General features: G+C 58.5%; 12 protein-coding genes. 10 read left to right on the forward strand and 2 right to left on the reverse strand.

Going from position 1 to position 10754, the window contains the following annotated elements:
• The first annotated feature begins 59 nt into the window (after positions 1 to 59).
• Positions 60 to 383: a hypothetical protein gene (locus tag RTU96_RS11105; RefSeq protein WP_312636687.1), complete on the forward strand. Its 324-nt coding sequence runs from the start codon at positions 60 to 62 to the stop codon at positions 381 to 383.
• 240 nt (positions 384 to 623) lie between these two features.
• Here the strand turns inward: RTU96_RS11105 and RTU96_RS11110 are convergent, their stop codons facing one another.
• A complete protein-coding gene (locus RTU96_RS11110; RefSeq protein WP_312636688.1) occupies positions 624 to 1880 on the reverse strand; it encodes a diaminopimelate decarboxylase in 1257 nt (418 codons plus the stop codon).
• A gap of 239 nt (positions 1881 to 2119) precedes the next feature.
• Here RTU96_RS11110 and yedF point away from each other — a divergent pair, with 239 nt between their 5' ends.
• The 5 genes from yedF (at position 2120) to RTU96_RS11135 (ending at position 5335) form a co-directional block, all read left to right on the forward strand.
• Positions 2120 to 2737, forward strand: coding sequence for a sulfurtransferase-like selenium metabolism protein YedF (gene yedF / locus RTU96_RS11115; RefSeq protein ID WP_312636689.1), 618 nt, complete (start codon positions 2120 to 2122; stop codon positions 2735 to 2737).
• Positions 2734 to 3873, forward strand: a complete 1140-nt coding sequence (locus tag RTU96_RS11120; protein WP_312636690.1) for an aminotransferase class V-fold PLP-dependent enzyme — start codon at positions 2734 to 2736, stop codon at positions 3871 to 3873. Before yedF ends, RTU96_RS11120 begins: the two co-directional genes overlap by 4 nt.
• A complete protein-coding gene (locus RTU96_RS11125) occupies positions 3873 to 4109 on the forward strand; it encodes a DUF3343 domain-containing protein (RefSeq protein ID WP_312636691.1) in 237 nt (78 codons plus the stop codon). The genes RTU96_RS11120 and RTU96_RS11125 overlap by 1 nt, the downstream gene beginning before the upstream one ends.
• A gap of 96 nt (positions 4110 to 4205) precedes the next feature.
• Complete coding sequence (locus tag RTU96_RS11130) at positions 4206 to 4379, forward strand: DUF6472 family protein (protein WP_293010440.1); 174 nt, start codon at positions 4206 to 4208, stop codon at positions 4377 to 4379.
• A 443-nt stretch (positions 4380 to 4822) separates the two neighbouring features.
• Positions 4823 to 5335 (forward strand): nitroreductase family protein, encoded by a 513-nt coding sequence (locus tag RTU96_RS11135; RefSeq protein WP_312636692.1) that lies wholly within the window; start codon positions 4823 to 4825, stop codon positions 5333 to 5335.
• 49 nt (positions 5336 to 5384) lie between these two features.
• Here the strand turns inward: RTU96_RS11135 and RTU96_RS11140 are convergent, their stop codons facing one another.
• Positions 5385 to 6749, reverse strand: a complete 1365-nt coding sequence (locus RTU96_RS11140; RefSeq protein ID WP_312636693.1) for a D-alanyl-D-alanine carboxypeptidase family protein — start codon at positions 6747 to 6749, stop codon at positions 5385 to 5387.
• Positions 6750 to 7094: 345 nt separating this feature from the next.
• Here RTU96_RS11140 and RTU96_RS11145 point away from each other — a divergent pair, with 345 nt between their 5' ends.
• Genes RTU96_RS11145 through RTU96_RS11160 form a run of 4 tightly spaced genes read left to right on the forward strand, consistent with a single transcriptional unit; the run spans position 7095 to position 10513 of the window.
• Positions 7095 to 7475, forward strand: a complete 381-nt coding sequence (locus RTU96_RS11145) for a helix-hairpin-helix domain-containing protein (RefSeq protein WP_312636694.1) — start codon at positions 7095 to 7097, stop codon at positions 7473 to 7475.
• Positions 7476 to 7495: 20 nt separating this feature from the next.
• Complete coding sequence (locus tag RTU96_RS11150) at positions 7496 to 8173, forward strand: response regulator transcription factor (RefSeq protein WP_312636696.1); 678 nt, start codon at positions 7496 to 7498, stop codon at positions 8171 to 8173.
• A complete protein-coding gene (locus tag RTU96_RS11155) occupies positions 8151 to 9602 on the forward strand; it encodes a HAMP domain-containing sensor histidine kinase (RefSeq protein ID WP_312636697.1) in 1452 nt (483 codons plus the stop codon). The genes RTU96_RS11150 and RTU96_RS11155 overlap by 23 nt, the downstream gene beginning before the upstream one ends.
• On the forward strand, positions 9599 to 10513 hold the full coding sequence (locus RTU96_RS11160; protein WP_312636698.1) for a GerMN domain-containing protein: 915 nt from the start codon (positions 9599 to 9601) through the stop codon (positions 10511 to 10513). Before RTU96_RS11155 ends, RTU96_RS11160 begins: the two co-directional genes overlap by 4 nt.
• The last annotated feature ends 241 nt before the right edge of the window (positions 10514 to 10754 follow it).

Raw genomic sequence — 10754 nt, forward strand, 5'->3', positions numbered from 1 at the left:
CCTGTGAAATGAGCGCGGAGAGCATTTTTGGAAAGTGAGAGGCCAGCCGCGTTTTCAAGATGACAGAAACCGGAGAGATGGATATGCAGGAAGATTTTACGAAGAAAAAACAGTGGATGAACGCCGGGAGCATTGTTTCCGCCGCAGGGTTACTGCTTTATTTTCTGGGGCGGGCGCTGGGCTTTCCCGAGGCCGTGCTGGGGGCCGCCGCCGTGGCGGGAGCGGCGTTGTCCCTTGCCACGCTGTTTTTGATGATTGCCTGCCGGCAGGACGGGGGCAAGGAGATTATCTCCGGAAACCGTCTGGTGGGGCAGGGCGCGCTGACGGTGCTGCTTGCCATGGCGGCGGCGGTGGTGCTGAAAGAGGTCGGGCTGCTGGCGTAAGTCCTTGAAACGCGGCTTTAGATCGCGGTCTGGGATGAAGCCATGCGCCGGATATATGTAAATCCTCTCATCAGGGAGCAGAGAAAAAATGAAAACGCGTGGGACGGATGAAGCATCCGTCCCACGCGTTTTATTTAGGATAAAGGAATTGCCGCTGAAATGCCCGGCAAGCGGGTTGAAGGGACAATTTGTCCGGAAAAGATGCCCGGAGAAACCTGCCCTGAAAATCTGTCCCGCGACTTACCAGACCACCGTGGAGAAATAATCCTCCACGGTTTCCGCCCGGCGAATCAGCTCCGGTGTGCCGTCTTCCTTCCAGAGAAGCTCGGCGGAGCGAAGCTTTCCGTTGTAGTTATACCCCATGGCAAAGCCGTGGGCCCCGGTATCGTGAATCACCAGCAGGTCGCCCCGGTCGATTTTGGGAAGCATCCGATCAACGGCAAACTTGTCGTTGTTCTCGCACAGACCGCCCGCCACGTCGTACTTGTGGTCGCAGGGGGCGTCCTCCTTCCCGGCCACGGTGATGTGGTGGTAGGACCCGTACATCGCGGGGCGCATCAAATTGCAGGCGCAGGCGTCCACGCCGATATATTCTTTGTAAATGTGCTTTTCATGGACCGCGCGGGTGACCAAATGCCCATAGGGCGCAAGCATAAACCGACCCAGCTCGGAGTACAGCGCCACGTCTCCCATTCCGGCGGGAACCAAAACCTCTTCATAGACCCGGTGTACGCCTTCGCCAATGGCGGCGATGTCGTTTTCCGGCGCGTCCGGCTGATAGGGGATGCCCACGCCGCCGGAGAGGTTGATGAAGGTGATGTGGCAGCCCGTCTCTTCCTTCAGCTCCACCGCAAGCTGGAACAGAACTTTAGCAAGGGCGGGGTAATACTCGTTGGACAGCGTGTTGGAGGCCAAAAAGGCGTGAATGCCGAATTCCTTCGCGCCTTTGTCCCGCAGCATCTGGTATGCGTCCGCGATCTGGGCGCGGGTCATGCCGTATTTCGCGTCGCCGGGGTTGTCCATCACCTGAAAGCCCTCTCGGGTTTCTCCCAGTGTAAACATGCCGCCGGGGTTGTACCGGCAACTGATTTTCTCAGGGATATGGCCGATGGACTGCTCTAAAAACTCCACATGGGTGATGTCGTCCAAATTGATGACGGCTCCCAGCCGGTCCGCCAATTCGTATTCCTCGGCAGGGGTATTGTTGGAGGAGAACATAATCTCCTGTCCCCGGATATCGCATTTTTCCGCCAGCATCAGCTCGGTGAGGGAGGAACAGTCGCACCCGCAGCCCTCCTCATGGAGAATTTTCAAAATCGCGGGCGTGGGAGTGGCCTTCACGGCAAAATACTCGCGGAAGCCGGGGTTCCAGGCAAAGGCGGCATTCAGACGGCGGGCGTTTTCGCGGATGCCCCGTTCGTCATAAATATGAAAGGGAGTGGGATATTGGGCGGCCACGGCCTCCAGCTGATCTTTTGTCAAAAAGGGTTTTTTCATGGGAAAACCTCACAATTTATTCAAGTCCGTTCGGGGTGTGAACGGATTCTATTCTATGCGCGGACGGCTTCGGTGTCAAGAAAATCCACGAAATATGACGAATTTGATAAAAAATTCGCTGTGCATCGGTCTTTTCTATAAAAACCGTGCACATATTGAAAGCAACTGTTGAAATTCTGTCGGCCTGCGTCTACAATGAAGGGACAAGAACAGCCCGGACGGGCGGAAGGAGCGGCGGTATGGAAAAAATAACGGTAAACGCGGTGGGCGAGGAGTGCCCCATTCCGGTGGTGAAGGCCACAAAGGCGCTGGGAGCCATGAAAGAGGCGGGAATCCTTGAGATTTTGGTGAACAACGACGTGGCGGTACAGAACCTGGGCCGTATGGCGGCGGGGTATCATTTTTCTATGCGTGTGGAGTCGCGGGAGAACGGCATTTCCGCCGTGGTGATGGACGTGACCGGTCCGGTTTCCCCCATCGCACTTGAGACTGCGGGAGATTTGTGCGGACTGCCCTCTTCGGGCAGCTTTGTGGTGGCGGTGGATACGGACGTGATGGGCCGGGGCAGTGAAGAGCTTGGGAAAACACTGATGAAGGGCTTTTTATTTGCGGTGAGCCAGCTTCCCAGTCTTCCCAAAACCGTCCTGTTCTATAACGGCGGCGCACATCTGACCTGTCAGGGCTCCGCCTCACTGGAGGACATCAAGGGGCTGGCGGACAAGGGCGTGGACATCCGTACCTGCGGCACCTGCCTGAATTTCTACGGACTGACCGACAAGCTGGAGGTGGGCAGCGTCACAAATATGTACGAGATTGTGGAGACGCTGGCACAGGCCGGGAAAGTGGTCAAGCCGTGATTTATCTGGACAATGCGGCGACCACCCGGCCCAAGCCCCCGGCGGTGGGACAGGCGGTGCTGACCGCGCTGGAGGGGTTTGGCAACAGCGGAAGGGGCGCCCATGGCGAGGCACTGACCGCCGCCCGGACGATCTACGACGCGCGGGAGAAGCTGGCGGCCCTGTTTGGCTGCGCGGGTTCCGAACGGGTGTGCTTTGCTCCAAATTCCACCGAGGCGCTGAACGCGGCGATATCGGGCCTGTTCGGTCCCGGCGACCATGTGATTTCCACGGACTGGGAGCACAACTCCGTCCTTCGGCCTCTTTACCGGCTGCAGGCGCAGGGGGGTGAGGTGGATTTTGTTCCCGCCGACGACGGAGGCAGGATCAATTACGCCGATTTTGAAAAGCTTCTTAAGCCCAACACCCGCGGAGTGGTCTGCATACATGCCTCCAACCTTACCGGCGATGTGCTGGACCTTGACAGGGTAAGTGCGTTTTGCCGCGCCCATGGGCTGTTGCTCGTGCTGGACGCATCCCAGACTGCGGGCCTTTTTCCAATTGATATGGAAGCCCGGGGCATTGCTGCGATGTGCTTCACCGGACACAAGGGGCTGTACGGACCACAGGGGACCGGCGGCCTGTGCGTGGGAACGGGCGTGGAAATCCGACCCTTCAAGGTGGGCGGCACGGGGGTGCAGAGCTTTTCCGAAACCCAGCCTTCAGAGTACCCCACACGCATGGAGGCGGGGACGCTGAACGGTCACGGCATCGCGGGGCTGGGCGCGGCGCTGGATTGGCTGAATGAAACAGGCATCGAGAAGGTCCGCGCCCATGACCTTGGCCTTGCCCGTCGGTTTTACGAGCGGATTGCGGAGCTTCGCGGCGTGCGGGTCTACGGAGACTTCTGGACGGAGATCCGCGCTCCCATTGTCGCGCTGAATCTGGGGGAACGGGACAGTGCCATGGTGGCCGACGAGCTGGAGCAGCGCTTCCAAATTGCCACCCGGCCCGGCGCACACTGCGCACCCCGGCTCCACCGGGCACTGGGGACGGAAGAGCAGGGCGCGGTACGTTTTTCTTTCGGGTACTTTAATACCGTTTCGGAGGCGGATCAGGCATCTGCCGCCGTGCGGACGCTGGCGGAAGAGTTGTGATGGCCGAAACGGTGTGCATTGTCACAGTCCCCACCACCGTGGGGGCCATGGCCATGGAAAAAGCTTGCCGGGAAGAAGGCTTGCCGGGGCGGCTGATTCCAGTGCCACGCAGCGTCACGGCTGGGTGCGGCATGTGCTGGATGGCCCCAGCCGACAGCCGGGAAGCGCTGGAAGAGCTGGTAATTCGGCGCAAAATACATATTGATGGGATTTACAATATGGTCTCGCCCCGATAGGCGGTGCTTTGGTACCTGAGGTTCGACCAATTTGACAGTCGGGCTGACAGAGAGAAAAGATGGCCTTTGGGCGCGGCGAAAGAATGGAGCTTGGATATGACCGGAAAATGCGAGGAATGCGTCCATCTGAACTATGATGAGGAGACAGACGCCGACTTTTGCAGCATGGATTTGGATGAGGACGAGATGGAACGGTTTCTCCGGGCCGATGCGGGGCGCTGCCCCTTTTATCGCCGGGGCGGAGATTATGAGACGGCCCGGCGACAGTGAGCAGAGGGAATGTACGTAATAGCATAGGGCGGGACGGAGAAAGGCTCCGCTCCATCCTTTTGATTTTGCTGCTTCCGCTGAGAAGCGGGCGGACGCTTTCCCACGGCGGGGCATATACTGGTTCAGGGCTGGGCGAGGCCCCGAAAAGCCGACTGCTTTTCGGTTTCCGGGGACCGCGGTCAGGGGTTCCCGTGAAAAGGCGGACAGCGGGGCGGACGCGGGCAAGCTCCGCTCCGGAGAGCACGGAAGGGTCAGCCCCGCCGCGCCGCCAGTGCTTTATGAAAATCCGCCCGCTCCGGCCCTGGGAGTTTTTCGTGTGATCGGGAGAGGCCCGCACGACCGTGTGTATTTTACGGTTGCGCAGCAAAAGACGGCGTGATACAATTAAAATATAAAGCCGTTATAAAGACGCGAAGACGCCGATACGAAAGAGAGGACCTGACATGGAGTTTGCACAGTTGGAGAAAGCCCGCTATTCCCTGCGGAAGTTCAGCGATCGCCCGGTGGAGCCGGAGAAGCTTGATCTGGTGCTGGAGGCTGCCCGCAGCGCCCCCACGGCCCACAACAAACAGCCTCAGCGCATTTTTGTGCTGAAAAGCGAAGATGCGCTGGCAAAGGCCGACGCCTGTGCCGGAAGCCATTTTCATCCCCCGTTGATGCTGGTGGTGGCCTATGAGGCCGAAAAGGCATGGGTTCGGGAGGGAGATGGCAAGAACCACGGCGAGATTGACGCGGCGATTGTGGCCACCCAGATGATGCTTCAGGCTGCGGATTTGGGTCTTGGTACCACGTATGTGGGGATGTTTGACCCTCAAGCATTGGTGGAGCGGTTCCCCGAGATGGAGGGCTGCACGCCCGTCGCCCTATTGCCCATCGGCTATCCGGCAGAAGGTGCACATCCTGCCCGTCTGCACGAGGATCGCAAGCCCATGGAGGAGCTTGTCACAGTTCTGTAAAGCAAAAAGCAGTCTTGCGGATATCCGCGAGACTGCCTTTTTTATGCGATTATCTGCGCCGTCCCCGGTAGCCGCGGGCGCGGCGGGAGGGCTTTCCATAGCGGTAGCGCCGACGGCCCAAAGTGAGCTTACAGCCGATTCCCAAAAGAACCAGAGTGCCAAGAACAATCAGCGCCGCCTTTACGGCCATGCGGCTGAAAAACTGCTGAACATTGAACCAGAACGTGAGAAGCTTGGAAGCTTCCACACTGTTCAGCGCCACCAGAGGGACGGTGGCATATACCGTGCCGTCCAAAGACAGCTCCACGGAGCCAAGCTCTTGCCCTGCGGTGACGGGAGCATTCACAGTTTCCGGAAGGTCCAGCTTCCGCTCCAGCTCCTCAGACTTTACATGGTTGGGCAGGAGCAGCTCCACCCGGTCGGCGGGATGAACGGCCACGCTGTCGATTTTGCTGAGATCTACCTTAACGTCTGCCAGCATGTCCAAATCGGAGAGGACCGTCTGCATGGAGAAGTTGCTAAAGCCCCACTCAAACAGACGCCGGGTTTCGGAAAAGCTTCGCACGTCTGCCACGCCGTCGGCCCCGACGACCCGATCCGCACCCAGAACAACGCTGATGAGGGTACGGCTGCCCTTGGTGGCGGAGGAGACGAGGCAGTGCCCCGCCTCGGAGGTGGAACCGGTTTTAATACCGTGGGCGTCGGAGTAGACATAGCCGACGGCTCGCCAGTTGGAAAGCAGGTAGTTGGTGGTGCGCAGGCGGCGGACAGGGGAGAGGTTGGTGGCGGGAATCTCCGCCACACCCATGTCGCAAATAGCCATAAACTCGGGATATTTCATGGCTTCCAGAGTGATGAGGTACAAATCCCAGGCAGAGGTGTAATGCTGGGAGTCGTGCAGTCCGTTGGGGTTGGCAAAGTGGGTGTTCTTGCAGCCAAGGGCCTCCGCCTTGGCGTTCATGGCGTTCACAAAATCCGCAACGCTGCCGCTGACCGCCTCGGCCAGCACGTCGCAGGCCTCATTGGCGGAAACCACCAGCATACACTTGAGATAATTCTCCACGCTCATGGTTTCCCCCACCTGAATCCCGGCGGAGCTGCCGTCGGAGGCAAGGCCGGTCAGCGCGGAGGCGGAGGCGGTCAGCTCCTGATCCAGAGAGAGCTTGCCCTGATCGATTGCCTCCAGCGTCAGCAATGCGGTCATGATTTTCGTTAGGCTGGCGGGGTACAGCTCGGCATGCTCGTTTTTCTGATAGAGGACCGAGCCAGTTTCACTGTCTATCAGCAGCGCTGCCTTGGCTGTAATTCCCGGGTCGGGCGCCGGGGTGATTTCATCGGCGGCGGCAGGGACGGCACAGAAGCCTACCACCGTCATCAGCAGTAAAAAAGCAGAGAGGAAGCGTTTGATTTTCATGTGACAATCTCCAATAATCTGTGGTATAATAGCTGCAAAGCAACTATGATACTTAATTTAAAATATATACCATAAAGCTGCAACGCAGCCATGGCTATAATAGCCGCATAGCGGCAAGTATACTGGCATCTGAGCCATCTTGCTCTCGGTTTTGCCGCAGCCGAAAGCTATGGTGTGTGATAGGATTCGGGCGCTGCCCTTTCAGCGGCCCGGTTCTGGGCGCGGGCAAGGCACGTCACTGCGTGGGGATCTAACAATATTGCGGCGGGCGGATCGTGTCCGACAAAAACCATACTGATTCCGCATTCTTTTTCAGTATAACAAAAATTTCGGGGGAGTTCAACCGTGACAGGACAAATTCAGCCAACAAAAACTGAGAAAATTCTGCTAATTCTGACAGCGATGTTTCTCTGCCTATTGCTGGCGCTGTTGTTCTACACCCAAAGTGCGGGTGCTGAGGGGCGCTACACGGTTAGCACGGAGAGAACCGCTTCGGCCTCCGAACTACTGCCGGAGGAAGAGCCGGAAACGGGGCCTGTCAACATCAATACCGCCGGAAGGGAAGCGCTTGCCACCCTGCCGGGAATCGGCGAAAAGCTGGCGGAGCGGATTGTTGCGTATCGAGAGGAACACGGGCGCTTTGAAACCGTGGAGGAGCTGCTGAACGTCAGCGGAATTGGTGAAGGAAAGATTGCCGCCCTGCGGGAGTATGTAAGTGTAGGTTAAATGAAAAGGAGCGCTGAGGTTTGAAGATTTTGGTGGTGGACGACGAACAGTTGCTGGTGAAGGGCATGAAATTCAATTTGGAAAACGAGGGCTACGAGGTGGAGTGCGCTTATGATGGGGTCGCCGCCGTGTCTCTTGCCCGGAGCGAGCGCTTCGATCTGGTGATTCTGGATGTGATGATGCCGGAGCTGGACGGAATCGAGGCATGCATGCGCATCCGGGAGTTTTCCAACGTGCCGGTCATCATGCTGACAGCTAAAAGCGAGGACGCGGACAAGCTGATGGGCTTTGAATCCGGAGCGGACGATTATCTCACAAAGCCGTTTAACATTATGGAACTGAAGGCCCGGGTGCGGGCGCTGCTGCGCCGGGCGGGGGGAACTCAGCGGGCGCAGGGCAGCGTAATTACCGTGGGGGGCCTGTCTCTGGATACGGAGCAGCGGGTGGCGCTCAGGGACGGAAAAACCGTGGAGCTGACGGCGAAAGAATATGACCTTATTGAGCTTTTGATGCGTAATCCCCGGCGGATATACAGCCGGGAAAACTTGATGAACGTGGTGTGGGGCTATTCCTACGGCGGGGACTATCGGACGGTGGACGTCCACATCCGTCGTCTGCGGGAGAAGCTGGAGAAAAATCCGGCGGAGCCGGAGCTTATCCTGACAAAGTGGGGGGTTGGCTACTATTTCAAGAGCTGAGGAAAAAGAGCGGCCGCGGGTTCGGGGCAGCCTTCAGATTAAATTCGGGCTGAGCTATATTCTCCTCATTGCGGCGGTGCTGGTGCTGCTGAACACCTATCCGCTGATCGTGTCGGAGGATCTGGCGTTTCGCTCCAAGGCCACCGCCATGGAGAACAGCGTATCTGTGATGGTGTCTGCCCTTGCGAATCTGGAAAGCCTGACGGAGGAGAACGTCTCCGCCGCCATGACGCTGGTGGCGGCCGCCGACATGAGTCGGATTCTGGTCACCGATACGGCGGGGAAGGTGCTCTACGACACCAGAGAGTCCGACGGCGCGGTGGGAGATTATGCGCTGTATACAGAGGTGGTGCAGGCTCTTTCGGGGAACGATGCGTTTACCTCCAGCTATCGCAACGGCGCGTTTCGCAGCCGGACGGCTGCGCCGGTGCTGTATCAAAACCGCATTATTGGCGCGGTGTATGCCTATGAGTACGATGTGGGGCAGGCGGCGTTGCTGCGAGGCTTTCAGAGCAACATCCGGAATCTTTCCATCATCGTCACCGCCATGGTGCTGGTGGTGTCCTTTATCATGTCCCGGGCGCTGACCGGGAAAATCAGCGAACTGCTCTCCGCCATCCGCCAGGTGCGGGCGGGGGCTTACAGCCACCGGGCGGCCGTCCGGGGCCACGACGAGATTGCCCAGATCGGCGACGAGTTTAATCGCCTGACAGACCGGCTTCAAACTACGGAGGACGTTCGGCGGCGCTTTGTATCCGATGCGTCCCACGAGCTGAAAACGCCGCTGGCTGCCATCCGGCTGCTGACGGATTCTATTTTACAGACAGAGAACATCGACCCTGCGACCACGCGGGAGTTTGTGGCGGACATCGGCCGGGAAGCGGACCGCCTCAGCCGCATCAGCGAGGATTTGCTCCGCTTGACCCGGCTGGACGGGGGAGCGGTTCCGATGCCGTCGGAAGTGGATGTGGCGCCGGTGCTGGAGCAGGTGCTGCGGATGATGGAACTGGTGGCGGAAGAGCGGGGGATTGCGCTGCACTGTGATGCTGCGGAGCACTGCCGGGTGCTTGCCACGAAGGACGAGCTGCATCAGGTGCTGTACAATCTTGTGGACAACGCGGTGAAGTATTCCCACGACGGGGGACAGGTCCGGGTCTCCCTGCGCCGAGAGGGAAGACAGGCCGTTTTGACGGTGGCAGACGACGGCGTGGGCATTCCAGAGGAAGATTTGCCCCGGATTTTTCAGCGCTTCTACCGAGTGGACAAGGCACGATCCCGGGCCGCGGGCGGCACGGGGCTGGGGCTGTCCATTGTGCAGGACACCGTTCAAAACCGGGGTGGGTCTGTAGAGGCGGCAAACCGTCCGCAGGGCGGCGCGGTATTCACTGTCCACTGGCCGCGGGTAGAGGAAGGAGGCAGCGGAGAATGAAATTTCGTGGACTTTTGCTGCTGTGCGCCTTGGTGCTGCTGCCGGGATGCGTTTATGCGACGCGCCAGACCCAGGGCGCGGATGCGGAGAGCTATACATTATATTATATGGTCGAGGATTTGCGGGCTGCGGCCGGAGGCGATGCGGTTCAGTCTGAGCCGGTGCTGTTGGAGGGATTTCAGGAATCGGACACCCGCGCCGTCGCGGAGAAACTGACGGAGGTTCTTCTCGAGGGACCTCGGAGCGAAGACCTGAAGAGTCCCTTCCCCGGAGGAACGCAGCTTCTCTCCGCGTCGCTGGACGACGGTCATGCCACGGTGGACCTCTCCTATCCATATAGCACCCTATCCGGCGTGGCGCTGACCATCGCGGATTACTGCATTACGCTGACGCTGACGCAGCTTCCGGAGATTCGCTCCGTGTCCGTCACGGTCCGGGGGCAGGAACTGGCATATCGGAATCAGCAGTACTTTACCGGAGGGGACCTTTTGCTGAGCAGCATGGAAGACGTGGTGAGCACCGTGCCAGTGACTCTGTGGTTTTTAAACGAGGCAGGAGAACTTGTGGGTGTTCAGGACAGGCTGGACCTCTACGAGGGGGATACGCAGCTTTCCGCCCTGGTGGCGGCTCTGGAGGCGGGACCGACGGAGAGAGGGATGATCTCCGCCTTGCCAGAGGGCTTTACAGTGCTAACCACGCAGCTTAGCGACGGAGTGTGCTATGTGAACCTCTCTGCTGCCCTCCTATCCGCTTTACCCGAAAATGCGGACGTGCAAACCGCACTGGACGCGCTGGCCTTGTCCCTGACTTCTTTAGATGCGGTGCAGCAGGTGCGATACCTGATGGATGGCGAGCCGGCCAGCAGCTTTGGCTCCGCGTCCATTGCGGAAACTTATCCCCGGGAGAACTAAATAAAGAGGCGGTTCCGGCGCGGAATTAGCGTGCCGGGACCATATTCTTTTTTTAAGTTGAAAAAAAGGCCATAACTGCCAAATTAGACAGTAGGAAGGGAGGTATAAGCAGGAAACATAGTAAATATGAGCAAAAGAGAAAAAATGGTCGAAAAAGTGTTGACAATGAGGGCATATGCTGGTATCCTAACAAAGCTGTCCGGGAGGGCGGCGCGGGACTTGAAAAGAATGGTTAAGGGCT

Origin of the sequence: Oscillibacter sp. (assembly GCF_032018205.1) — a bacterium.
GTDB lineage: Bacteria > Bacillota > Clostridia > Oscillospirales > Oscillospiraceae > Oscillibacter.

Bases quoted from the DNA above. Each gene is read 5' to 3' on its own strand.
- RTU96_RS11105 (WP_312636687.1), top strand. From the start codon at position 60: ATGACAGAAACCGGAGAGATGGATATGCAGGAAGATTTTACGAAGAAA.
- RTU96_RS11110 (WP_312636688.1), bottom strand. From the start codon at position 1,880: ATGAAAAAACCCTTTTTGACAAAAGATCAGCTGGAGGCCGTGGCCGCC.
- yedF (WP_312636689.1), top strand. From the start codon at position 2,120: ATGGAAAAAATAACGGTAAACGCGGTGGGCGAGGAGTGCCCCATTCCG.
- RTU96_RS11125 (WP_312636691.1), top strand. From the start codon at position 3,873: ATGGCCGAAACGGTGTGCATTGTCACAGTCCCCACCACCGTGGGGGCC.
- RTU96_RS11130 (WP_293010440.1), top strand. From the start codon at position 4,206: ATGACCGGAAAATGCGAGGAATGCGTCCATCTGAACTATGATGAGGAG.
- RTU96_RS11135 (WP_312636692.1), top strand. From the start codon at position 4,823: ATGGAGTTTGCACAGTTGGAGAAAGCCCGCTATTCCCTGCGGAAGTTC.
- RTU96_RS11140 (WP_312636693.1), bottom strand. From the start codon at position 6,749: ATGAAAATCAAACGCTTCCTCTCTGCTTTTTTACTGCTGATGACGGTG.
- RTU96_RS11160 (WP_312636698.1), top strand. From the start codon at position 9,599: ATGAAATTTCGTGGACTTTTGCTGCTGTGCGCCTTGGTGCTGCTGCCG.